The organism is Erwinia psychrophila (assembly GCF_039023475.1).
Classification (GTDB): Bacteria; Pseudomonadota; Gammaproteobacteria; order Enterobacterales; family Enterobacteriaceae; genus Erwinia.
In genome coordinates this window covers 33,306-58,210 of sequence record NZ_JBCHVB010000007.1, presented here as the reverse complement: position 1 = coordinate 58,210, position 24,905 = coordinate 33,306, and the positions used below count along the sequence as shown (strand labels likewise).

Annotated in this window: 19 protein-coding genes; 16 read left to right on the top strand and 3 right to left on the bottom strand. The window is 56.4% G+C overall.

Annotation, left to right across the window (positions count from 1 at the left end; translation table 11 throughout):
* The first annotated feature begins 14 nt into the window (after positions 1 to 14).
* Positions 15 to 1,007: an RNA polymerase sigma factor RpoS gene (gene rpoS, locus AAH446_RS16005; RefSeq protein ID WP_024965537.1), complete on the top strand. Its 993-nt coding sequence runs from the start codon at positions 15 to 17 to the stop codon at positions 1,005 to 1,007.
* Positions 1,008 to 1,216: 209 nt separating this feature from the next.
* On the opposite strand, the gene mutS is transcribed toward rpoS, so the two are convergent.
* Positions 1,217 to 3,772: a DNA mismatch repair protein MutS gene (gene mutS / locus AAH446_RS16000; protein ID WP_342907672.1), complete on the bottom strand. Its 2,556-nt coding sequence runs from the start codon at positions 3,770 to 3,772 to the stop codon at positions 1,217 to 1,219.
* Between the two features lie 959 nt (positions 3,773 to 4,731).
* Here mutS and AAH446_RS15995 point away from each other — a divergent pair.
* The 3 genes from AAH446_RS15995 (at position 4,732) to AAH446_RS15985 (ending at position 7,841) form a co-directional block, all read left to right on the top strand.
* Positions 4,732 to 5,256 (top strand): hypothetical protein, encoded by a 525-nt coding sequence (locus tag AAH446_RS15995; RefSeq protein WP_342907671.1) that lies wholly within the window; start codon positions 4,732 to 4,734, stop codon positions 5,254 to 5,256.
* Positions 5,257 to 5,517: 261 nt separating this feature from the next.
* Positions 5,518 to 6,504 (top strand): glycosyltransferase family 2 protein, encoded by a 987-nt coding sequence (locus AAH446_RS15990; RefSeq protein ID WP_342907670.1) that lies wholly within the window; start codon positions 5,518 to 5,520, stop codon positions 6,502 to 6,504.
* Between the two features lie 47 nt (positions 6,505 to 6,551).
* Positions 6,552 to 7,841, top strand: a complete 1,290-nt coding sequence (locus tag AAH446_RS15985; protein ID WP_342907669.1) for a flippase — start codon at positions 6,552 to 6,554, stop codon at positions 7,839 to 7,841.
* Between the two features lie 52 nt (positions 7,842 to 7,893).
* Here AAH446_RS15985 and narL read toward each other — a convergent pair whose 3' ends face one another.
* Positions 7,894 to 8,556 (bottom strand): two-component system response regulator NarL, encoded by a 663-nt coding sequence (narL, locus tag AAH446_RS15980; RefSeq protein WP_342907668.1) that lies wholly within the window; start codon positions 8,554 to 8,556, stop codon positions 7,894 to 7,896.
* A 317-nt stretch (positions 8,557 to 8,873) separates the two neighbouring features.
* Between narL and AAH446_RS15975 the strand changes: the two genes are divergently transcribed.
* From AAH446_RS15975 to narI, 5 genes are all read left to right on the top strand, one after another.
* The gene (locus AAH446_RS15975) at positions 8,874 to 10,268 is read left to right on the top strand and encodes a NarK family nitrate/nitrite MFS transporter (protein ID WP_342907825.1); all 1,395 of its coding nucleotides are present in this window, start codon (positions 8,874 to 8,876) and stop codon (positions 10,266 to 10,268) included.
* 311 nt (positions 10,269 to 10,579) lie between these two features.
* Positions 10,580 to 14,341 carry a nitrate reductase subunit alpha gene (locus tag AAH446_RS15970; RefSeq protein ID WP_342907667.1) on the top strand — a complete coding sequence of 1,254 codons (3,762 nt, stop codon included), beginning with the start codon at positions 10,580 to 10,582 and terminating at the stop codon, positions 14,339 to 14,341.
* Positions 14,338 to 15,882: a nitrate reductase subunit beta gene (gene narH / locus AAH446_RS15965; protein WP_342907666.1), complete on the top strand. Its 1,545-nt coding sequence runs from the start codon at positions 14,338 to 14,340 to the stop codon at positions 15,880 to 15,882. Before AAH446_RS15970 ends, narH begins: the two co-directional genes overlap by 4 nt.
* Positions 15,879 to 16,601 carry a nitrate reductase molybdenum cofactor assembly chaperone gene (gene narJ, locus AAH446_RS15960; RefSeq protein WP_342907665.1) on the top strand — a complete coding sequence of 241 codons (723 nt, stop codon included), beginning with the start codon at positions 15,879 to 15,881 and terminating at the stop codon, positions 16,599 to 16,601. The genes narH and narJ overlap by 4 nt, the downstream gene beginning before the upstream one ends.
* Positions 16,602 to 16,603: 2 nt before the next feature.
* Positions 16,604 to 17,281 (top strand): respiratory nitrate reductase subunit gamma, encoded by a 678-nt coding sequence (gene narI, locus AAH446_RS15955; RefSeq protein WP_342907664.1) that lies wholly within the window; start codon positions 16,604 to 16,606, stop codon positions 17,279 to 17,281.
* A gap of 418 nt (positions 17,282 to 17,699) precedes the next feature.
* On the opposite strand, the gene AAH446_RS15950 is transcribed toward narI, so the two are convergent.
* Complete coding sequence (locus AAH446_RS15950) at positions 17,700 to 18,455, bottom strand: FadR/GntR family transcriptional regulator (protein ID WP_342907663.1); 756 nt, start codon at positions 18,453 to 18,455, stop codon at positions 17,700 to 17,702.
* Positions 18,456 to 18,666: 211 nt separating this feature from the next.
* Between AAH446_RS15950 and AAH446_RS15945 the strand changes: the two genes are divergently transcribed.
* From AAH446_RS15945 to fucP, 7 genes are all read left to right on the top strand, one after another.
* On the top strand, positions 18,667 to 19,407 hold the full coding sequence (locus AAH446_RS15945; RefSeq protein WP_342907662.1) for an SDR family oxidoreductase: 741 nt from the start codon (positions 18,667 to 18,669) through the stop codon (positions 19,405 to 19,407).
* Positions 19,408 to 19,444: 37 nt separating this feature from the next.
* On the top strand, positions 19,445 to 20,287 hold the full coding sequence (locus AAH446_RS15940; protein WP_342907661.1) for an ureidoglycolate lyase: 843 nt from the start codon (positions 19,445 to 19,447) through the stop codon (positions 20,285 to 20,287).
* A gap of 22 nt (positions 20,288 to 20,309) precedes the next feature.
* Positions 20,310 to 21,599, top strand: a complete 1,290-nt coding sequence (locus AAH446_RS15935) for an L-fuconate dehydratase (protein ID WP_342907660.1) — start codon at positions 20,310 to 20,312, stop codon at positions 21,597 to 21,599.
* Entirely contained in the window at positions 21,599 to 22,447 is an 849-nt protein-coding gene (locus AAH446_RS15930; RefSeq protein ID WP_342907659.1) for an amidohydrolase family protein, read from the top strand. The genes AAH446_RS15935 and AAH446_RS15930 overlap by 1 nt, the downstream gene beginning before the upstream one ends.
* Complete coding sequence (locus tag AAH446_RS15925; protein WP_342907658.1) at positions 22,444 to 23,220, top strand: L-fucose dehydrogenase; 777 nt, start codon at positions 22,444 to 22,446, stop codon at positions 23,218 to 23,220. Before AAH446_RS15930 ends, AAH446_RS15925 begins: the two co-directional genes overlap by 4 nt.
* Entirely contained in the window at positions 23,217 to 23,579 is a 363-nt protein-coding gene (locus AAH446_RS15920; RefSeq protein ID WP_342907657.1) for an L-rhamnose mutarotase, read from the top strand. Before AAH446_RS15925 ends, AAH446_RS15920 begins: the two co-directional genes overlap by 4 nt.
* Positions 23,580 to 23,658: 79 nt before the next feature.
* Positions 23,659 to 24,891, top strand: a complete 1,233-nt coding sequence (gene fucP / locus AAH446_RS15915; protein ID WP_342907656.1) for an L-fucose:H+ symporter permease — start codon at positions 23,659 to 23,661, stop codon at positions 24,889 to 24,891.
* Positions 24,892 to 24,905 lie beyond the last annotated feature (14 nt).

Here is a 24,905-nt window from a genome sequence, read left to right as displayed (position 1 = left end):
GGTAGGAGCCGCTTATGAGCCAGAATACGCTGAAAGTGAACGAGTTACATGAAGACGCGGAATTCGACGAAAACGGAGCTGAGATTTTTGATGAGAAGGCTCTTGTCGGAAATGAACCTGCTGATAATGAATTAGCTGAAGAAGAGCTGCTGTCACAAGGCGCAACGCAACGCGTGCTGGACGCGACGCAGCTCTACCTGGGAGAGATCGGTTATTCTCCCCTGTTAACGGCAGAGGAAGAAGTGTTCTTCGCTCGTCGTGCACTCCGTGGTGATGTACCATCACGCCGCCGCATGATCGAAAGTAACTTGCGTCTGGTAGTGAAGATCGCCCGTCGTTACAGCAATCGCGGTCTGGCTTTGCTGGATCTGATTGAAGAAGGTAACCTCGGGTTAATCCGTGCGGTAGAAAAGTTTGACCCGGAAAGAGGGTTCCGCTTCTCCACCTACGCTACCTGGTGGATTCGTCAGACGATTGAACGGGCTATTATGAACCAAACCCGTACCATTCGCCTGCCGATTCACATTGTTAAAGAACTGAACGTTTATCTGCGCACCGCACGTGAACTGGCGCACAAGCTGGATCATGAACCCAGTGCGGAAGAAATTGCAGAACAACTCGATAAGCCTGTTGACGACGTCAGCCGCATGCTGCGCCTCAACGAACGCATTACCTCAGTAGATACGCCGCTGGGCGGGGATTCTGAGAAAGCGCTGTTGGATATTCTGGCCGATGAGAAAGACAACGGTCCGGAAGATACCACACAGGACGATGACATGAAGCAGAGCATCGTCAAATGGCTGTTCGAACTGAACGCCAAACAGCGTGAAGTACTGGCTCGTCGCTTTGGCCTGTTAGGCTATGAAGCGGCCACGTTAGAAGATGTGGGTCGCGAAATTGGTCTGACCCGCGAACGTGTCCGTCAGATTCAGGTTGAAGGCCTGCGTCGTCTGCGTGAAATCCTCCAGGCGCAGGGTCTGAATATTGAAGCCCTGTTTCGCGAGTAAACGTCAGATACTTCGGTAGTTAATGCGAAAAGCGGTGGTGCAAACCACCGCTTTTTTATTGCCTGTCGTTCCCGGAATCTTCCCTTTATATTGTCCCAGCCAGCCAGCCAGCCAGCCAGCGATCTTTACCTTCCTGAGGGTAAACGTACGGCAAAAAACTGAATTGAGTGAGGGCAGGCCCGCTGCTCTCCACGGGCCTGTGGGGCGTTTTAAACCAGCGATTTGAGCCGGTAGATCCACTCCAGCGCCTGGCGTGGAGAGAGCGAATCCGGGTCCAGCGCTTCCAGCGCCTCTACGGCAGGAGAGGTTTCCTCTACCAGCAAGGGCAGCTGTGGGCCATCGGCCTGAGTTGCCGCAGCACTACCCGACATCGCTTCCAGCTCTTTCAGCTTCTGGCGCGCCCGTTTGATCACCTCTTTAGGTACGCCCGCCAGCGCGGCCACCGCCAGGCCATAGCTTTTGCTCGCGGCGCCGTCCTGCACGCTGTGCATAAAGGCGATGGTGTCACCGTGCTCGATGGCGTCCAGATGCACATTCGCCACGCCTTCCATCTTATCCGGCAGGGTGGTCAGTTCAAAATAGTGGGTGGCAAAGAGCGTCATCGCTTTAATGCGGTTTGCCAGACTTTCGGCGCAGGCCCAGGCCAGCGAAAGGCCGTCATAAGTGGAGGTGCCCCGACCTATTTCATCCATCAGCACCAGACTGTGCTCGGTGGCATTGTGCAGAATATTGGCGGTTTCGGTCATCTCCACCATAAAGGTTGAACGACCGGAGGCGAGATCGTCTGCGGCTCCCACGCGGGTGAAGATGCGATCGACCGGCCCGATAACGGCCTGCTCAGCAGGCACATAGCTGCCAATATAGGCCATCAGCGCGATCAGCGCCGCCTGACGCATATAGGTGCTTTTGCCGCCCATATTCGGGCCGGTGATCACCAGCATACGTCGCTGAGGCGAGAGCGAGAGCGGGTTTGCAATAAACGGCTCTTTCAGCACCTGTTCAACCACCGGATGGCGGCCACCGGTCAGCTTAATGCCCGGTTTATCGGTCAGCGTCGGACAGGTGTAGTTCAGCGTCCAGGCGCGTTCGGCGAGGTTCGCCAGCACGTCCAGTTCCGCAAGGGCAGCGGCGCTAAGCTGTAGCGCCTCCAGGTGTGGCAGCAGGAGGTCGAACAGCTCTTCATAGAGCGCTTTTTCCAGCGACAGCGCCTTGCCTTTGGAGGTCAGTACCTTATCTTCATACTCTTTCAGCTCGGGAATAATGTAGCGCTCGGCATTTTTCAGCGTCTGGCGGCGAACGTAATTGATCGGCACCAGATGGCTCTGTCCGCGGCTGACCTGAATGTAGTAGCCATGTACGGCGTTGAAGCCCACCTTCAGGGTATCCAGCCCCAGCTTCTCGCGTTCGCGAATTTCCAATTTATCGAGATAATCCGTCGCGCCATCGGCCAGCGCGCGCCACTCATCCAGCTCTGCATTGTAGCCAGGCGCAATTACGCCGCCGTCGCGTACCAGCACCGGCGGTGCTTCAATGACCGCTTTTTCCAGCAGATCGCGCAGTTCGTCGAACTGCCCCATCTGCCTGCGCAGGCTTTGCAGATGCGGCGTTTCTGCATCGGCCAGCAGGCCGTCGAGCTGAGGCAGCTGCTGGAAGGCATGGCGCATCCGGGCCAGATCGCGTGGCCGGGCGGTACGCAGCGCCAGCCTGGCAAGAATACGTTCAAGATCGCCCACCTGGCGCAGCAGAGGCGCAAGCTCGGCGGAAATATCCTGCAGCGCGCCGATACTTTGCTGACGGTGCGTCAGGGTTTCCTGATGGCGAACCGGCATATGCAGCCAGCGCTTCAGCATACGGCTGCCCATCGGCGTGACGGTTCTGTCCAGCACCGAGGCGAGCGTATTCTCCGTGCCGCCCGCCAGGTTCTGGGTAAGCTCCAGGTTGCGCCGGGTGGCAGCATCCATAATGATGCTGTCCTGCTGGCGATCCATCATCAGCGAACGGATATGGGGCAGTGAGGTACGCTGAGTGTCTTTGGCATATTGCAGCAGACAGCCCGCTGCCCGCAGCGCCAGCTCCGCCTTTTCAACGCCAAAGCCGCGCAGATCCCGGGTGCCAAACTGCATATTCAGCTGCTGCCGGGCGGTATCAATTTCAAACTCCCACAGCGGACGCCGGCGCAGGCCGCGGCGATTCTCAATCAGCGACATCGCCGGGAAATCTTCCGCATAGAGCAGTTCAGCCGGGTTAGTACGCTGTAGCTCGGCGGCCATGGTTTCAAGGTCGCCAGGTTCCGCGAGGCGGAAGCGGCCGGAGCTGATATCCAGAGTCGCGTAGCCAAAGCCGCGTGAATCCTGCCAGATCGCCGCCAGCAGATTATCCTGGCGCTCCTGAAGCAGCGCTTCATCGCTGATGGTGCCAGGCGTCACGATGCGCACCACCTTACGCTCAACCGGCCCTTTACTGAGCGCCGGATCGCCAATCTGTTCACAGATCGCCACCGACTCGCCCAGGTTGACCAGCCTGGCAAGATAGTTCTCTACGGCATGATGTGGGACGCCCGCCATCGGTATTGGCTCACCGGCGGAAGCGCCGCGTTTAGTCAGCGAGATATCAAGCAGCTGAGAAGCACGTTTGGCATCATCGTAAAACAGCTCATAGAAATCCCCCATACGATAAAACAGCAGGATTTCCGGATGCTCGGCCTTCAGGCGCAGATACTGCTGCATCATTGGAGTGTGTGAGGATAGCTTTTCGGTGTTGTTCATCGGGTCGAGCTCTCCAGTCCATTGAATTTTAAATTAAATATGAATGTTATCATTCTCACCAGACATCAGGTCGATTTAGCGCAGCAGGGTGGCTGTAGCTTGATTAATCAGCTGGTAGCCTGAAAGGCGCCTGTCAGACAGCGAAAGGGTCTGGCAAATCCTCGTCATCCGGGGAGAAGAAAAGAGGGCGACGGACGCAGACGTCGGTGAAGGCCGGGGCTTACCCGGCAGGAGCGTCAGGCATTTTCTCCCGCTATATTAGCCTGGCGAGTAACGGGCTGTCACAGGTAAAAAGAGATTTCCTGTAAACTTCACGGCCGATGGGCCATACCACTACAGTTGCCAGTTCGACAGCGCAGACGCCGCTTTTTCCTGCTGTCGCGATCGTGGCATCAGTTTACCCGCTACTGAGCGGCCTGCGTATTTCTATAGTCTTATTTTTTCTTTAAAAACCGAGCCATGCCGCATTTATAACGCAACCTCCTAAATAACAAATCGGCTATTTAGGGGAATATCTGTGTAAAAGTTGCTTGTAAATTCTTGCTACATAAGGTTTGCCCATTGTTTATATCTTCAATCCGGAATTTACGATTTTCATCGTATTAACTTTATTATGTTTTCTGATTTATAGGTAGGGTAGGCGTTATCCGGGCGGCGTTTTTGGAGCGGAAGCCTGTCTGCCGCTGTTCTTACAGCAGGGCAGGTCGTAACAGGAGTGGCGTGAATAATGTCATTCACTGTGAAGTGTTTTAATTAATTTTTTTAAGGGTTTATTTTTGGAATAAATAGTTATCCGATATAGCCTGATAGAAATATATATTATAAATATCTCGCCCTGAGATTTTTCTTAAAAGGCATGGCTCAAATTATTGTGCTAGACCTCACCAAATAATTGCGGTACTTTTTCATAGTATCCTGAAGACTGGCCTGACTGCGACACTGATTAAAATGGTGGCAATATGATAATTGGCGTTTGCGAGAGCGGACCTGCGGCAAGAAAAATTCAAACCGCAAATATCATACCTCGGGTTCCCGGTGCGGGAAGCGGTGAATTATCTGTATCAAACCAAAAAATGAGCGCGGCCAGAGCAATCAGAATATTCTTTATTCTTGACGGGAGGCGCTATTTTTCCTGCAAATGTCCGGCTATTCATCCTGAAAGAAATGCTGCCATTGTTATCAAAAACTATTCTTTATTGATTGCATTACGCAGAATTCAGCCAGCGTCAACGTGGACGCCGCGTAGGTGTATTAAGAAAAGTCGCACTCCCAATGCCGATCTTTTGTTCAGGAAGCGGACAGGCTTCGCCCGGTTGAGTAAAACCGCCTTAAAAGGTGTGGCCATAAACCCGTTTTTAAGACTTCTCCCGCTATCAGTAAATAACGTATCGGCAGATCCTGTAGGCTGCCTTTTTAAGGTTGTCAGAAGCAGCATCCTGAACAACGTGGGAAGCTTAACCAAGCAGAAGCGACAGCATAAGTAAAAGAGTATTTACGATACGTGCTTTTATGACCATAACAAAACGCTTCTGTTAAAAAGCGATTTTTTTACGAGGGGAAGTGAAAACGCGAAAAGGCGTTCATTGATTCAGTAAATGATGTAAGCAGGATGCGCATTGGTGAGAATATTCCTATAGTGCTGCCGGTTTCCTGCTCGCCATCATGAGTGACGTTTTTCATTTCACTTCCCATTTTCAGTGGATAATCTATTTTATGCTTTATATTAAGAAATCAAGGGTAAGCCAATGAATTCCATCTTGTTATCGGTGATCATACCGGCATTCAATGTGCGTGAGTATATAATTGAATGTATCGACTCACTGACAGAGCAGGTTTCCATTCCTTACGAAATCATCGTGGTTAACGATGGTTCCACGGATGGCACCGGGACGCTTGTTGAGCAGCATTACGCCGCTAACGACTCGGTTACCGTTATCACCACCCAGAATCAGGGCGCGGGTTTAGCCAGAGATACTGGTATCGCAGCGGCAAAGGGAGACTATCTCTTTTTCTGCGATCCGGACGACATTGTGTGCGAGGGGATGTTCAGCGAGTTTAGCGACGTTATCAACGCCCATCCTGAAACGGACCTGTTTTGCTTTAACTCAATAACCTTCGTTGAAGAGCAGCCTGAAAGAACCCAGTTTAAGGTCAGGCATACGCTGTCAGGGTTGACGCAGGCCCGCGAGGTGCTTTCCTCCCTGCTGGCAAGCGGTCGCTACACTTCTGCGGCATGGAACTATATCGTCAGAAAAGCGCTGGTTATTAAGCATCAGCTGAGCTTCCACGATCGGGTTCATGAGGATCACTGCTTTACGCTCGGCGCATTTCTGCACGCCGGCCAGGCATGGGTGAGTAAGGAAACCTACTACAGGCAGCGTATCCGCAACGGTTCCCTGACCAACAGCCATAAACCGGACCACTATTTTCAGGCGCGCTATGATGCCTTTACCCAATCTCTCGATGTGCTGAGCGCCAACACGGACAACAGCCCGCTGTCACAGCGCATCCGCAGAAACTATCTGCTGCATTCGTTCCGGCTGATGATCTATATCTCGATGTACAACCGTACCGATGTGCCGCCTCCGGTGATCGATGCGATTCGCGTTCTGGGCCGTAATATCCGTCCTGAAAATCTGAAAGAGAGGCTTCTTTTACGGCATCCGAAGCAATTTATTTTGCTACAGAAAATTAAAACCGCTAATGAAATGAGACGCACGGCGACCGCCTGAGCCGGCCTGGGTTACTGACTGCTTAAAAAATTAACGTTGAGGTTTATGTGGCAAGAGTTCTCGATAAGTCCTTACTTATCAACATATTTTCATTATTAGCCTATCGCGGGACTTCCATGTTGTTCCCGCTGCTTACGCTGCCCTATCTGGCCCGAACGCTCGGCGTCAGCCAGATGGGCGTACTGGCGCTGGCGATTGCCTGCGTCCTCTATTGCAGTACGATTGCAGACTGGGGCTTTAACGTCTTTACCACCAAGAGCATTGCTCATTACCGCGATGATAAAGAGCAGGTGACGAACATTTTCTGGTCGACGTTTAACGCCAAGCTGATGCTGATTACGCTGACGGCCGGCGTCCTGCTGGCGGTAACCTGGTTTAACCCTGACTGGCATTATCTGTTCTGGGTGGTGCTGGCGAACGCGACCACGCTGATTGGCTCGCTGTTCTCATTCGGCTGGCTGATGCAGGGCTACGAAAAGCTGGGTAAAACGGCGACGATCTCCACGCTGGGCAATTTCTGCGCCATCCCGCTGACTTTTCTGCTGGTGCACGGTCCGGAAGATACCTGGCTGGCCGCGCTGATCCCGGGCCTGACGTCGGTAATCAGCGCGCTGATCACGCTGAAATTCGTGGTCGATATGAAGGTTATTGGCCGCTACCGGTTCCAGTTTGCTGAAATCCGCAAACGCCTGTCGGAAAGTACCGATATCTTTATCGCCATTGCCGGTGCCAATCTGTTTAACAGCATTAACGTACTGATTCTGGCGATCTTTACTTCGCACTATGCTATCGGTATTTACAACGGAGCGGACAGGCTGCGCAAAGCGGCAAATTCGGTACCGGAGCAGATCGGCAACGCCTTTTTCCCGCGCGTCAGCTATCTCTTTGGCCGTGATAAAAATGCGGCGATCGCCGCCAGCCGCAAGAGTCTGAGCCTGTCGTTCCTGCTGAGCCTGGCTATCGTTATCTTTACCTGGTGCTTTGCCGATGAGATTGTCCGTATCCTGCTGGGCAAAGATTTTCTGCCGTCGGTGGACGTCCTGAAAGTGCTGGTGCTTTGCTTCCTGTTCGGCAATATCGCCTATCCGGCAGGGCTGCAGATCCTGATCCCGCACGGGCTGTCGCGTCAGCGTACGGTGATTATCGTCGCCGCTGGCCTGCTGAATATTCCCGTTTGCTGCTTCCTGGCCTGGCAGTACGGCGCGATCGGCGCAGCATGGTCGATGGTCATCGCCGAAGTGTTTATCTGTACGGGGATTTTCTACCTGATTGTGAAACACAACATTCTGCAGGAATACCTGCGTGGCGGTCAGAAAGTCGAGGCCGTGAAGGAATAAATGTCTGACGCTGTCTGGCTCGCCTGGGCCAGACAGCGAATTACCGTTTCATCTACGCCTGACCACTCTGTAGCGCCCATACCGCCGCCTCCACCCGCGATTTCAGCTTCATCTTCTTCAGCAGATGCTTAACGTGAACCTTAACGGTACTTTCCGTTATCGACAGCTTGCGGGCGATCGCTTTATTGGTCATCCCCAGCGTGATGAGCTTAAGGATGTCGCGCTCGCGGCGGGTCAGCTGCTCAATATCACGCTCTTCGGCTGGGCGGTTTTCGCGCAGGCTTGCCACCAGCACGTTGGTCAGCGTTTCGCTCAGCACCATCTGTCCCGCCGCTGCCTGATGAAGTGACTTCAGCAGCTCTTCCGGTTCCATATCCTTCAACAGGTAGCCATCCGCGCCGCGCTTGAGGGCATTCACTACGTCATCCTCATGATTAGAAACGCTGAACACTACAATCCGGCCAGAAAGGTCGATGGTGCGCAGCTGAACCAGCGTATCCAGCCCGTTCATCCCGGGCATATTCAAATCAAGCAGTATCAGATCGGGATCGTGCAGGCCGGCCAGCTCCACGCCCTGTACGCCATTACTGGCTTCGGCCACGACTTGCAGACGGTCATCCAGTCCGATCAGCTGTTTTACGCCGTTACGCAGCATCGGGTGATCGTCAATCAGTAATATGGAGGCGGCTTCTTCTCTCACTTGGATCGGTCCCATTTGGTCGGTGCCGCGGCTTACCGGGCAGGAATTACTCAGATTTAGCGCTATTTTACCTGTTGTTCCCGCTAACCCCATACTACTAAAGAGGTAATCATCAATTTCCATTACTGGCGTTATGCTGAAGCTATAAAAGAGGTTTTGTTTTTAACCCTTTGATGCGGCATGTCTTTAATTCACAGTGCCAACTACTCACTAAGGGTGTGGGTAAGATTTATGGCGCTAAATTACCCGCCGTCTCGTTGATGTACGTCAACCTGCTGGTGTGGTGCGGTGCGCAGGATGTGAGGCGATATTACCTTGTCTGTGAGAAAATTATGTCGCAAATTTCATCTTCACCCACTAAGCACAGCGGTCCGGTGATTGAGGACTGGCAACCCGATAATCCGGAGTTCTGGGAAAAATACGGTAAACGCATTGCCAACCGTAACCTCTGGATTTCCGTCTACTGCCTGCTGCTTTCATTCTGCGTCTGGATGTTGTTCAGCGCCGTGGCCGTTAATCTTAATAAGGTCGGTTTTAATTTTACAACAGACCAGCTCTTCCTGCTGACCGCGCTGCCTGCCGTCTCCGGTGCGCTGCTGCGTGTCCCTTACTCCTTTGTGATTCCCCTTTTCGGGGGGCGTCGCTGGACGGCCTTCAGTACCGGTATTCTGCTGATCCCCTGCCTGTGGCTCGGTTTTGCCGTACAGAATCCCGACACCTCTTATTTCACCTTCATTCTGATTGCGCTTCTGTGTGGTTTTGCCGGTGCGAACTTCGCCTCCAGTATGGGCAACATCAGCTTTTTCTTTCCGAAAGCGCGGCAGGGCGGGGCGCTTGGCATCAACGGCGGCCTGGGGAACCTTGGCGTCAGCGTGATGCAGTTCTTCGCGCCGCTGGCGATTTCGTTTGGCATTTTCAGCTTCTTCGGCGGCGGTGCCCAGCAGGCCGGTAACGGTGAGATGCTCTGGCTGGAAAATGCGGCCTGGATGTGGGTACCTTTCCTGGTGGTCGCCACCCTGGCGGCCTGGTTCGGTATGAACGATCTTACGGCGGCTAAATCGTCGCTCAAAGAGCAGCTGCCGGTGCTGAAGCGCCCTCATCTGTGGGTGATGGCCCTGCTTTATCTGGCGACGTTCGGCTCGTTTATCGGCTTCTCCGCCGGTTTTGCGATGCTCTCAAAAACCCAGTTTCCTGATGTGGTGATCCTGCGCTACGCCTTTTTTGGTCCGCTGCTGGGGGCGCTGGCCCGCTCGGCGGGGGGAATGCTGTCCGACAAGTTCGGCGGGATTCGCGTCACGCTGCTCAATTTTATCGTGATGGCCATTTTTACCGCGCTGCTGTTCTTCACGCTGCCGGACGGCAGTCAGCCTGGCTCCTTTATCGCCTTTTATGCCGTCTTTATGGTGCTGTTTATCAACGCCGGGCTGGGTAGCGGCTCCACGTTCCAGATGATTGCGGTGATCTTCCGTAAGCAAACTCTTGAACGCGTGAAGGCTGAAGGCGGCAGCGATGACAAAGCGCAGCGTGAAGCGGTGACGGAAACCTCTGCGGCGCTGGGTTTCATCTCTGCCATTGGCGCGCTGGGGGGATTCTTTATTCCGCAGACCTTTGGCATGTCGCTGGCCATGACCGGTTCTCCGGCTAACGCCATGAAAGTCTTCCTGGTTTTCTACGTCGTTTGTGTGGCGATCACCTGGCTGGTTTACGGACGTAAAAAAGCCGCCTGATGACCGTGACCGGCGCGCTGGCCTGAGCTTCAGCAGCGCGCCGGATGGCTACTACTCCTAAATAGCCGGTGGTGGCGCGGCGTAATTGAGAAACCGATAGTTTAGCGATTTTTGTTTTATATATCAGTAAATTGACAGGGTGATTTACGCTAACTCTTTAGTGGTATCCTGACTAAAATCCTCGGTTTTTCCTCTGGTTTCTGTTGATCCCTATCAATCTGCCGCTTCTGCACGACCAGTACGCTTGCCCACAGATTAAGCAATGTCATTTGAGTATCCCTGTCACTACAGGGCCTTCAGGAGAATTCCGGATGAGCAAATTTCTCGATCGGTTTCGCTATTTCAAACAGTTAGCGGAACCCTTTTCTGGCAATCATGGCCAGACCCTTAATGCCAACCGTGACTGGGAAGATGGTTACCGCAGCCGCTGGCAGCACGATAAAATTGTCCGCTCGACTCACGGTGTGAACTGTACCGGATCGTGCAGCTGGAAGATTTATGTAAAAAACGGCCTGGTAACCTGGGAAACTCAGCAAACCGACTATCCGCGTACCCGCCCCGATCTGCCTAACCATGAGCCACGCGGCTGCCCACGCGGCGCCAGCTACTCCTGGTACCTCTACAGCGCCAACCGCCTGAAGTATCCTCTGATGCGTAAGCGTCTGATTAAGCTCTGGCGTGAAGCAAAGGCGCAGCATAGCGATCCTGTTGACGCCTGGGGTTCTATCGTCAGCGATTCTGAAAAGGCCAAAAGCTACAAAATCGCCCGCGGGCGCGGCGGCTTCGTGCGTTCAAGCTGGCAGGAGGTGAATGAGCTGATTGCCGCGTCCAACGTCTATACGGCAAAAACCTTCGGCCCGGACCGCATTATGGGCTTCTCGCCTATTCCGGCAATGTCGATGGTCTCCTACGCCGCCGGGGCACGTTACCTTTCCCTGATTGGCGGAACCTGCCTCAGCTTCTATGACTGGTACTGTGACCTGCCTCCCGCCTCGCCGATGACCTGGGGCGAACAGACTGACGTACCGGAATCCGCCGACTGGTATAACTCCTCTTACATTATGGCTTGGGGCTCTAACGTGCCGCAGACCCGTACGCCGGATGCCCATTTCTTCACGGAGGTGCGTTATAAAGGCACCAAAACCGTGGCGGTCACGCCAGACTATGCGGAAGTCGCCAAGCTGTGCGATCAGTGGCTGAACCCGAAACAGGGGACGGACAGCGCAATGGCGCTGGCGATGGGCCACGTTATGCTGAAAGAGTTTCATCTCGATCGTGAAGTGAGCTATTTCCGCGACTACGTACGCCGCTACACCGATATGCCGATGCTGGTGCTGCTGGAGCCGCGTGAAGGCGGTCATTACGCCGCAGGCCGTATGCTGCGCGCCAGCGATCTGGTCGGTAATCTGGGCCAGGAAAATAATCCGGAATGGAAAACCATCGCCATCAATCAGGCCGATGGTGAGCTGGTTGCGCCGCAGGGGTCCATCGGCTATCGCTGGGGTGAGAAGGGCAAATGGAACCTTGAGCAGCGCGAGGGTAAATCGCAGCAGGAAGTGGAGCTGCAGCTCAGCCTGCTGGGCAGCCACGATGCGGTCGCCGACGTCGGCTTCCCCTACTTTGGCGGCACGGAAAGTGAAAACTTTAACAGCGTGGCGCTGGAAGAGATCCTGCTGCATAAGCTGCCGGTTAAACGGCTCCAGCTTGCTGACGGTAGCGAAGCGCTGGTCGCCAGCATTTATGACCTGACGCTGGCAAACTACGGCCTCGAGCGCGGTCTGGATGATGCGAACTGCGCAGGCAGCTATGACGATGTGAAGGCCTACAGCCCCGCCTGGGCGGAGCAGATCACCGGCGTATCGCGACAGAATATTATCCGCATCGCCCGCGAATTTGCGGAAAATGCGGAGAAAACCCACGGTCGCTCCATGATCATCGTTGGTGCCGGTATGAACCACTGGTATCACATGGATATGAACTACCGCGGCCTGATCAATATGCTGATCTTCTGCGGCTGCGTCGGTCAGAGCGGCGGCGGCTGGGCGCACTATGTGGGGCAGGAAAAGCTGCGTCCGCAAACCGGCTGGACCCCGCTGGCGTTTGCCCTGGACTGGCAGCGTCCGCCACGCCATATGAACAGCACCTCATTCTTCTATAACCACTCCAGCCAGTGGCGCTATGAAACGGTAGCCACCCGCGATCTGCTCTCGCCGCTGGCGGATAAAACCCGCTTTACCGGCAGCCTGATCGACTTCAACGTGCGTTCCGAACGGATGGGCTGGCTGCCATCTGCGCCTCAGCTTAATACCAACCCGCTGCATCTGGCCGCACAGGCGAAAGCCGCCGGTCAGTCGCCGGTCGACTTTACCGTTGAAAGCCTGAAGCAGGGCACGCTTCGTTTCGCGGCTGAACAGCCTGATGACCCGCAGAACTTCCCGCGTAACCTCTTTGTCTGGCGCTCCAACCTGCTGGGCTCCTCCGGTAAAGGGCATGAGTACATGCTGAAATACCTGCTGGGCACCGAGCACGGCATTCAGGGTAAAGATCTGGGCGTACAGGGCGGCGTGATGCCGGAAGAGGTGGAATGGCTGGATAACGGCGGCGAAGGCAAGCTGGATCTGGTGGTGACGCTCGATTTCCGCATGTCCAGCACCTGCCTCTATTCCGATATCGTGCTGCCGACGGCGACCTGGTATGAGAAGGACGATATGAATACCTCGGATATGCATCCGTTTATTCATCCGCTTTCCGCAGCCGTCGATCCCGCCTGGGAATCGAAAAGCGACTGGGAAATTTATAAAGGTATCGCCAAAGCCTTCTCGGAAGTCTGCGTGGGCCACCTCGGTCAGGAGACCGATATCGTTACGCTGCCGGTTCAGCACGATTCACCGGCAGAGCTGGCGCAGCCGTTCGACGTTAAAGACTGGAAAAAAGGCGAATGCGATCTGATCCCCGGTAAAACCGCGCCGCACATTATCGCGGTGGAGCGTGACTATCCGGCGACCTGGGAGCGATTTACCTCCGTCGGCCCCCTGCTGGATAAGCTGGGCAACGGCGGCAAAGGCATCAGCTGGAATACCCAGACCGAAGTCGATTTCCTGAAAAAACTTAACTACGTCAAGGCGGACGGCCCGGCGGCAGGTCGCCCGAACATCGATACCGCCATTGATGCGGCGGAGATGATCCTGGCGCTGGCGCCCGAAACCAACGGTCAGGTCGCGGTGAAAGCCTGGCAGGCGCTGAGTGACATCACCGGTCGCGATCACTCTCACCTGGCGCTGAATAAAGAAGATGAGAAGATCCGCTTCCGCGATATTCAGGCGCAGCCGCGCAAGATTATCTCCAGCCCAACATGGTCAGGTCTGGAAGATGAACATGTCTCCTACAACGCCTGTTATACCAACGTTCATGAGCTGATCCCGTGGCGAACCCTCAGCGGCCGCCAGCAGATCTATCAGGATCACGAATGGATGCGCGCCTTTGGTGAAAGCCTGCTGGTTTACCGTCCGCCGATCGATACCCATGCGGCCAAACCGCTGCTGAATAAAAAGCCGAACGGCAACCCGGAGAAGGCGCTTAACTTCCTGACGCCGCACCAGAAATGGGGCATCCACTCCACCTACAGTGATAACCTGCTGATGCTGACGCTGTCGCGCGGCGGTCCTATCGTCTGGATGAGTGAAGATGACGCGAAAGAGCTGGGCATCGTGGATAACGACTGGATCGAAGCGTTCAACGCCAACGGCGCGCTGACCGCCCGCGCAGTGGTCAGCCAGCGTATTCCAGCCGGCATGACCATGATGTATCACGCCCAGGAACGCATTGTGAATATCCCCGGCTCTGAGATCACCAGCCAGCGTGGCGGGATACACAACTCGGTGACGCGAGCCTGTCCGAAACCGACCCATATGATCGGCGGCTACGCGCAGCTTTCCTATGGCTTTAATTACTACGGCACCGTCGGCTCTAACCGTGATGAGTTCGTGGTGGTCAGAAAGATGAACAACATTAACTGGTTAGACGGCGAAGGTAACGACGATTGCCAGGGCAGCCAGCAGGAGAAAAAGCAATGAAAATTCGTTCGCAAGTCGGCATGGTGCTGAACCTGGACAAATGCATCGGATGCCATACCTGTTCGGTTACCTGTAAAAACGTCTGGACCAGCCGGGAAGGGATGGAGTACGCCTGGTTTAACAACGTTGAAAGTAAGCCAGGCGTGGGCTATCCCCAGGCCTGGGAAGATCAGGAGAAGTGGAAGGGCGGCTGGATCCGTAAAATCAACGGTAAGCTGGAACCGCGTATGGGCAACCGCGTGGGTCTGCTGTCGAAGATTTTTGCCAACCCGGATGTTCCGGCGCTGGATGACTACTACGAGCCGTTTGACTTCGACTATCAGCATCTGCACACCGCCCCGGCGGGTAAGCACCAGCCGATCGCCCGTCCACGCTCGCTGATCACCGGTCAGCGGATGAAAAAGATTGAAAATGGCCCGAACTGGGAAGAGATCCTCGGCGGCGAGTTTGAAAAGCGCAGCAAGGATAAAAACTTCGATCATATCCAGAAAGAGATGTACGGCCAGTTTGAAAACACCTTCATGATGTATCTGCCGCGCCTGTGTGAGCACTGCCTGAATCCGGCGTGCGTGGCGACCTGTCCGAGCGGGGCGATCTACAAGCGCGGCGAAGATGGCATCGTGCTGATCGACCAGGATAAATGTCGCGGCTGGCGCATGTGCCTGACCGGCTGTCCTTACAAAAAAATCTACTTTAACTGGAAAAGCGGCAAGTCCGAAAAATGCATCTTCTGCTATCCGCGCATCGAGGCGGGGCAGCCGACCGTCTGCTCGGAAACCTGCGTGGGCCGTATCCGTTACCTGGGCGTGATGCTCTATGACGCCGATCGCATTGAAGAAGCGGCATCAACGGAGCATGAAAAAGATCTTTACCAGCGTCAGATGGATATCTTCCTCGATCCCAACGATCCAGCGGTGATCGAAGAGGCGCTTAAAGCGGGCATTCCGCAGAGCGTGATCGACGCCGCGCAGCGTTCGCCGGTCTATAAAATGGCGATGGAATGGAAGCTGGCGCTGCCGCTGCACCCGGAATACCGCACGCTGCCGATGGTCTGGTATGTGCCGCCGCTGTCGCCGATTCAGTCTGCTGCAGATGCTGGCGCGCTGGCCCATACCGGCGTGCTGCCGGATGTGGAAAGCCTGCGTATTCCGGTTAAGTATCTCGCTAACCTGCTGACCGCTGGCGATACCGCTCCGGTGCTGCTGGCGCTGAAGCGTATGCTGGCGATGCGCCACTATAAGCGTGCCGAAACGGTAGAGGGGAAAGTCGATACCCGTGCGCTGGAGCAGGTGGGTCTGACCGAAGCGCAGGCGCAGGAGATGTACCGTTATCTCGCTATCGCCAACTACGAGGATCGCTTCGTGGTCCCTTCCAGCCACCGCGAGCTGGCGCGTGAAGCCTTCCCTGAAAGTAAAGGCTGCGGTTTCAGCTTCGGCGACGGCTGCCACGGCAGCGACGGCAAGTTCAACCTGTTTAACAGCCGCCGCATCGATGCGATCGACGTATCGCAGAAAACGGCGCGCCGGGAGGATGCCTCATGATTGCCCTTCGCGTGATTGCCCGCCTGCTGGACTATCCGGACGAGGCGTTATTTAACCACCGTGCCGAACTGATTGCAGCGCTGGAGCCGGCAAGCGAAATGAACCTGCGGCACAGCGCCCGCCTGGTGATTTTTATCCAGACGCTCTGTTCCCGGCCGCTGCTGGACGTGCAGGCCGAATACTGCGAGCTGTTCGATCGCGGCAGGGCCACCTCGCTGCTGCTGTTTGAACACGTTCACGGCGAGTCGCGCGATCGCGGTCAGGCGATGGTTGATTTGCTGGAGCAGTACCGCGCTGATGGCCTGGAGCTGGATTCCAGAGAGCTGCCGGATTTCCTGCCGCTCTATCTGGAATATCTGGCGAACGGCAGCGCTGACCGCGCGCGCGAAGGTCTGAATGACATCGTGCCGATTCTGGCGCTGCTCGCCGCAAGGCTGCAACAGCGTGAAAGCCCGTACGCAGTGCTGTTTGATGCGCTGCTCTCTCTGTCGGGAGCGGACGTGGCGACGGAGAGCCTGCAAACGCAGGTAGAGAAAGAGGCCCGTGATGACACCCCGGCAGCGCTGGATGCCGTCTGGGAAGAGGAGCAGATTAAGTTCCTCGGTGAGCAGGGCTGCGCGTCGGCGCAGCAGGCCGCGCATCAGCGTCGCTTTGCCGGAGCGGTTGCGCCTCAGTATCTGGACGTGGCCCAGGCCACAACGCGATCCACAGGAAGCTAATCATGCAATTCTTATCACAGTTCTTTTTTGATATTTATCCCTATATTGCCGGTACGGTATTCCTGGTGGGCAGCTGGCTGCGCTATGACTACGGTCAGTACAGCTGGCGGGCAGGATCGAGCCAGATGCTCGATAAAAAAGGCATGCGTCTGGCCTCTAACCTGTTCCATATCGGTATCATCGGCATCTTTTTCGGCCATATCGTCGGCATGCTGACGCCGCACTGGATGTACGAATCCTTCCTGCCGATCGACGTGAAGCAGAAGCTGGCGATGATTGCCGGAGGGATCTTCGGGCTGATGACGCTGGTGGGCGGCGGGCTGCTGCTTAAACGCCGTCTGACCAATCCCCGCGTGCGGGCCACCAGCAGCTTTGGCGATATCATGATCATCACGCTGCTGGTGGTGCAGGTGTGCCTGGGTCTGCTGACAATCCCGTTCTCCGCCCAGCATATGGACGGCAGTGAGATGATGAAGCTGGTGGGCTGGGCGCAGGCCGTGGTCACATTCCAGGGGAACGCCTCAGCGCATCTTGAGGGCGTGGCACCGATTTTCCGCCTGCATATGGTGCTGGGCATGACGCTGTTCCTGCTGTTCCCGTTCTGCCGCCTGGTGCATATCTGGAGCGCGCCGGTAGAGTATCTTACCCGTCGCTATCAGCTGGTGCGTAACCGTCGCTAGCGGATAACCTCCAGCGAGGCGCCGTAGGCTAATGACTAAGTGCTGGCTCCGGGAACAGGGCCTGCTTGTAAAGACGCAAAAAGCATCGTCCCTGATAGCTCGGCCCGCGCCGTCCATGGCGCGGGACGCTTTACTCCCCGTCCCTGTTCCCTTCGCTTTACTTTTGTCAGCAGTCTGAGGCCGGATATTCCGGCCTTTTTTCTGCCTGATAGCTCTATATAGCTCTATTTTGTTTCCCGCTTACTGAAAGAAAACCCGTACGTTGAGCGAAAAAAAACGCGCTTGCAGCAGCGCTCCTGTAAACTTGTCCAGTCCAGTCCAGTCCAGTCCAGCCCAGCCCAGCCCAGCCCAGCCCAGTGCAGGCATGGCATCTCCCCGCGCCCGCCGTATTTCCACCCAGCTTTCCGTCGCTTCCGTTTCAACCTCTGCCAAAGATGGCGATCACCGAATCCAGATGGGTCTTCATCGCTTTTTTCGCCGCGCGGGGATCGCGGGCTTGCAGCGCATTCAGTATGGCAAGGTGTTCAGATTCCGACCGGTGGGGCATATCCTGCGGCGTATAATACTGTTGCAGGCTGCGAAACATCGTGCCGTAACGGTGGCCCAGTAGGTGGGCGATGATAAAAGCATAGGCCGGATTGCCGCTGGCCTGAGCGATGCGGATATGAAACAGCCGATCGCCGGGATGCGTCGCGGAACCTTGCCGGTTATCACGACAGTTCTGCTCAAAAGCCTGCACGATCAGCGCAAGTTCTTCATCCGACGCGTAGCGGGCCGCCAGCGCAGCCGTTTCAGGCTCGATCAGCCTTCGCGTTTGCAGCAGGGAAAACGGGGGAAGCTCGGCGCTGAAGTCGAGCTGAATAGCCAGTTCATCATCCACATCGGCCCACTGATTACGCCCTGCCTGCGCCATCACCGGCTCCCCGGAGGTGGGGCTGGCAGGCTGTGGCCTGACAATCACCCCATTCCCTACACGCACGTCAACCAGGCCGATGACCTCCAGCGCAATCAGCGCTTCCCGCACCGAGGCGCGGCTGACCTGAAGCTGGCTCGCCAGATCGCGCTCGGCGGGCAGGCGACTGCCGGGCGGGAATTCGCCGCTTTCGATCAGCCGTTTAAGCTGATCGGCAATTTGTCGGTAGATCCTTGGATTCTCTAATTTTTTTATTGGCATAGCCCACCAGCGGATATTTTAGTTAAGCGATTCAGCCAGCATTTACCGGAAAATTTCCTTGCCGCTTTGTTTTTAAAATGTGAAGAATTAGTTAAATAAAACGCGTTTTAAGTCTGTATATGCCCATGATCGTAGCAAAAGGGCAATCTTTAAAGCGCTTTTTTGCGCCCTTAATGGCCTGACCATTAGTCCTTTAACGCAAGGAAACAGTATGGATCTTCAAGGTAAGAAAGTCGTTATCACCGCTGCGGGGCAGGGAATAGGCCTGAACACGGCTATTTTATTTGCCCGCTCCGGTGCCGACGTTATCGCGACGGACATCAATATTTCACGTCTTACTGATATTCAGGGCATCACCGGCAGAGTGCTGGACGTCACCGACAGTGCCGCCATCCGGGCGCTGGCTGAAGAAGTGGGCACCATAGATGTGCTGTTCAACTGTGCCGGCGTAGTGCACAGCGGCGACATTCTTAGCTGCAAAGAAGAGGAGTGGCAGTTCGCACTCGATCTGAACGTAACGGCGATGTTCCATACCATCAGGGCGTTTCTCCCCGGCATGCTGGCGCAGCAAAGCGGCTCCATCATCAATATGTCTTCGGTGGCGTCCAGCGTAAAAGGGGTACCTAACCGCTTCGCCTACAGCACCTCGAAAGCCGCCGTGATCGGCCTGACGCGCTCGGTCGCCGCCGACTATGTCAGCCGGGGTATCCGCTGTAACGCGATCTGTCCCGGTACGGTCGAATCGCCCTCGCTTCAGCAGCGCATCGCGGCGCAGGCGGCGGCGGAAGGGCGCAGCGAAGAAGAAGTTTACCAGGCGTTTGTGGCGAGGCAGCCGATTGGCCGCATCGGCAGAACCGAAGAGATCGCCGAACTTGCCCGCTATCTCGCCTCGGATGCCAGCGCTTACACCACCGGTGCGGTGCACATCATTGACGGCGGCTGGAGCAATTAATCCGCCTTTTAGCCTTTTACCGATCTGAGGAGAAGTCATGAAATTATTACGCTACGGCCAGCCTGGTCAGGAACGTCCGGCGATGCTTGATGCACAGGGCAGGCTGCGCGATTTGTCAGATGTGATTGACGATCTGGCCGGGGGCGCGCTGCTGCCCGCGTCACTGGATAAACTTCGTCAGATTGCGCCCGACACGCTGCCGCTGGTGGACGGTTCGCCGCGTATCGGTGCCTGCGTGGGGCAGGTCGGTAAGTTTATCTGCATTGGCCTTAACTATGCTGACCACGCCGCTGAAACCGGAGCGGAAATCCCGAAAGAACCGGTTATTTTCAGCAAGTGGACCAGCGCTATCGTCGGGCCGAACGATGCGGTCGAGATCCCGCGCGACTCGGTGAAAACCGACTGGGAAGTGGAGCTGGGCGTGGTGATTGGCACCGGTGGCCGCTACATCAGCGAGGCCGATGCGCTGTCGCACGTTGCCGGTTACTGCGTAATCAATGACGTTTCAGAACGTGAGTTTCAGATTGAGCGGGGCGGCACCTGGGATAAGGGCAAAGGCTGCGATACCTTCGGTCCGCTCGGCCCCTGGCTGGTGACCACGGATGAGATCCCCGATCCGCACAACCTGAATCTGTGGCTGGAAGTCGATGGCAAACGCTATCAGAACGGCAACACCAGCACGATGGTGTTTAAGGTTCCGGAAATTATCAGCTATCTCAGCCGCTTTATGAGCCTGCAGCCGGGCGATGTCATCTCAACCGGTACGCCGCCGGGCGTCGGAATGGGACAGAAGCCGCCGGTCTATCTGCGCGCCGGTCAGGAAATGCGCCTCGGCATCGAAGGACTGGGTGAGCAGCACCAGTTAACCAGACAGGCCTGAATCCGCCCTAAAGGAAGCTCTCATGACAACGATCACGGCACTGCGCGTCGAAGACGTGCGTTTTCCCACTTCCCTGTCGCTGGATGGTTCCGACGCCATGAACCCCGATCCCGACTATTCAGCGGCCTATGTGATTCTGGAAACCGACAATCCGACCCTGAGCGGACATGGCCTGACCTTTACCATCGGGCGCGGCAATGATATTTGCTGCGCTGCAATCCGCGCGCTGACGCATCAGGTTGTGGGGCGTAACCTGGCGGACATTGCGGCGAATATGGGCGCGTTCTGGCGTGATTTTACCAGTGACAGCCAGCTGCGCTGGATTGGCCCTGATAAAGGGGCTATTCATCTGGCTACCGGCGCGGTGATCAATGCCGTCTGGGACTTATGGAGCAAGGCGGAGGGCAAACCGCTGTGGCGGCTGGTGGCGGATATGTCCCCCGAAGAGCTGGTGCGCTGCGTCGATTTCCGCTACATCACCGACTGCATTACGCCGGAGGAGGCGCTGACGCTGCTGCAACAGCGCGCGGATAATAAAGCTCAGCGTCTCGCCTCGCTGCTGGAGGAAGGCTATCCCTGCTACACCACCTCAGCGGGCTGGCTGGGCTATCCGGACGATAAACTCCGCCACCTTTGCCAGCAGGCGGTGGATGCCGGATTCGACTACCTGAAGCTGAAGGTGGGCCGGGATCTGGAAGATGATATCCGCCGGGTCACCATCGCCCGCGAAGTCATTGGGCCGGATCGCAAGCTGATGATTGATGCCAATCAGGTCTGGGAAACCGGTGAGGCGATTGCCTGGGTCAATAAGCTGGCCTTTGCCAGGCCCTGGTTTATTGAGGAGCCCACCAGCCCGGACGATATTGAGGGCCACCGGCGCATCCGCGAGAATATCGCGCCGGTCAAGGTGGCTACCGGGGAGATGTGCCAGAACCGCATCATGTTCAAGCAGTTCATTATGCGGGAAGCCATTGACGTGGTGCAGATAGATGCCTGCCGCATGGGCGGCGTCAATGAAATCCTGGCGGTCATGCTGATGGCGGCAAAATATGATTTGCCGGTCTGCCCACATGCGGGCGGCGTTGGCCTTTGCGAATACGTTCAGCATCTGTCGATGATCGACTATCTCTGCATCGCCGGCACGCATGAAGGGCGGGTGACTGAATATGTCGACCATCTGCACGAACACTTTATTCATCCGTGCGTCATCAAAGACGCGGCCTACATGCCGCCTGAGCATCCCGGTTTCTCCATCGAGATGTTCCCGGCCTCGATTGAACAATACCGGTTTGTCACTCAGGCGCCGCTCTGATGACGCTGAAAATTGACGCCCACCACCATTTCTGGCGCTACAGCCCGGAAGACTATCGCTGGATAAGCGATGAGATGCCGGCACTGAAGCACGATTTTTTGCCGGAGCAGCTGACGGGACAGCTGGCGGCACAGCAGATTGACGGCACCGTGCTGGTACAGGCGAGACAGACGGCTGAGGAAACGGCCTGGCTGCTCGGTCAGGCAAAAGGGGGTGAGCAGGTACGCGCCGTGGTGGGCTGGGTGGCGCTGACGGCGCGCGACCTGCCGCAGCAGCTGGATGCGTACCAACAGGAACCGCTGCTGCGCGGCTTTCGCCATCTGATCCAGGATGAGGTCGATCCTGACGGATGGATGAGGCTGGATGAGGTGAACGCCGGGCTGCAACAGGTTCAGACGCAGGGTTACGTTTACGATCTGCTGGTCACGCACCGCCATCTGGCTGAAGCCGCGCGCTTTGCCGCGCGCCACGACAGCGCGCCGGTAGTGCTTGATCATCTGGGCAAACCCAATATTGCCGCAGGCGCGAAAGCCTGGGCTGCGCAGATTGCCCCGCTGGCCGCGTTGCCGCACGTCAGCTGTAAAATCTCCGGCCTGCTGACCGAACCCAGACCGCCCGGCTGTGGCGCTGGCGATCTGCGGCCTTTTATTGATGCCGCGCTGACGGCCTTCGGCAGCGAGCGTTTGTTAATGGGGTCGGACTGGCCGGTCTGTTTGCTGGCGGAAAGCTATGAGGCGGCATGGCAGTCTGGCGAACAGGCTTTTACGGATCTCTCTGCCAGCGAGCGGGCGGCCATTCTCGGCGAAAATGCCTGCCGCATCTACGGGATAAACGGAGTAACGGCATGAACCTTCATCTTGAGAATAAAGTTTTTATCGTGACCGGCGGCGGTTCCGGCATCGGCGCGGCGATTTCGCTCACGCTGGCGGAAGAGGGGGCGATACCGGTCATCGTCAGCAACAGCGAACCCGCCGCTGAGCTGATGGCACAGCTGCGCGAAAAGCAGCCCGCCGCGCTGTTTCATCTGGCCGAGTTACAGGACGAAAGCAGCTGCGTCAGCGCGGTAAACGCCGTACTGGCGCAGTTTGGCCGCATCGACGGCCTGGTCAATAACGCGGGGGTAAACGATGGCGTCGGGCTTGAGGCCGGACGTGAGGCCTTTGTGCATTCACTGGAGAAAAATCTGGTGCATTACTACCTGATGGCCCATCTCTGCCTTAATAGCCTGCGGGCCAGCAAAGGGGCCATCGTCAATATCAGTTCGAAAACGGCGCTGACCGGGCAGGGCAATACCAGCGGCTACGCCTCTGCCAAAGGCGGCGTGCTGGCGCTGACGCGCGAATGGGCCGCCTCGCTGCTTCAGGATGGGATACGCGTTAACGCGGTGATCCCGGCGGAGGTGATGACGCCGCTTTACGAAAACTGGATCAAAAGCTTCGACCGCCCGGATGAGAAGCTGCGGCAGATCGCCAGCCAGATCCCGCTGGGCAGAAGGATGACCACGCCGCGTGAAATTGCCGATACCGCCGTTTTCCTGCTCTCGGCACGGGCATCCCATACCACCGGGCAGTGGCTGATGGTTGACGGCGGCTACACCCACCTCGACAGGGCCTTAACGTGAAGGGCGGGCGGCGCTATTGCCAGGCGCTGGATCTGGCCGATGATGCGCAGCTGATAGCGGAATACCGCCAGCATCATCGCCGTATCTGGCCCGAGATTACGCAGCATCTGCGGCAGTATGGCATCGTCGATATGGAGATTTATCTGCTGGGCAACCGGCTGGTGATGGTGATGGAAACCGCCGCCGGTTTCGACAGCGAACGCTTCGCCCGTGCAAGCGAGCGCGACCCAAAAGTGTGCGAGTGGGAGGCGCTGATGTGGAAGTACCAGCGTCCCACTCCCTGGACGCCGCCGGGGGAAAAATGGCGGGCGATGGAGAAAATATTTTGCCTCAGGGAGCAGGACCGGTCCGACTACTGAATCGCTGCGTTGTGCAGAAACCCTAATCTCTCTGCCGGTGTTTTTCGCTGTACTGGCAACAGCTACCGAGGAACGAAATATGCTCGTTAATAAAACGACTGCACCGGCATGGCGCGGGCAGAACGCCGTCTCAAACTACCGGGTAGCCTTTACCCTGGTCACCGTCCTGTTTTTCCTGTGGGGGCTATCTTACGGCCTGCTGGACGTGCTGAATAAACATTTTCAGGAGGTCCTTCACGTCACCAAGGCGCAGTCCGGGCTGCTGCAGGCGGCCTACTTTGGCGCTTATTTTGTGATCGCGCTGCCGGCTGGCTTCTTTATGGACCGTTACGGTTATAAGGCGGGCGTGCTGGTGGGGCTTTGCCTCTATGCGCTGGGCGCGCTGCTGTTTGTCCCTGCGGCGGCGGCGGCCAGCTTTACGCTGTTTTTGTTAGCGCTGTTTGTCATCGCACTCGGCCTCGGATGCCTTGAGACGGCAGCAAACCCCTATGCCACGGTGCTGGGCGATCCTTCCGGCGCAGAGCGGCGTCTGAACCTGGCGCAATCTTTTAACGGCCTGGGGCAGTTTATCGGGCCGGTGATCGGCGGCTCGCTGTTCTTTTCCGCCACCCAGGGGACCACCACAGAAGGACTGGCCTCGGTAAAAACCACCTATGTGGTCATCGCCGTACTGGTGCTGGTGATTGCCTTTGTGTTTGGCCGTACGCGCCTGCCGGATATTCGTGCGCAGGAGGCGGAGGAGAGCAGCGGAGAGAGCAAAAGCCTCTGGCAGCATGGCCATTTTACCGGCGGCGTGATCGCACAATTTTTTTATGTTGCGGCCCAGGTCGGCGTAGGCGCCTTTTTTATCAACTACACTACCGAGCACTGGCAGAGCCTCTCTAACCAGAACGCCTCTTATCTGCTCTCGGTTGCGATGATTAGTTTTATGGTTGGGCGCTTTTTCAGCACCTGGCTGATGGGACGCGTGCGTCCGGCCACGCTGCTGGTGGTCTACGCCGCCATCAATATTCTGCTCTGCGCCGTCGTGGTCTCGGGGGTGGAGACCCTGTCGGTGATTGCGCTGGTCGCGGTATTTTTCTTTATGTCGATTATGTTCCCCACGCTGTTCGCCATGGGTGTCAAAAACATGGGCAAACAGACAAAGCGCGCCAGCTCGCTGATGATTATGGCGATTGTGGGGGGCGCGATCATGCCTTACCTGATGGGCGCTGTCGCGGACCGGTACAGTACCGCAGTCGCCTATGCTTTACCCTTACTTTGTTTCGCTGTGGTACTGGCTTACGGACTCCGGCAGCGAGCGCATCACTAACAGGCAGGAGAGTA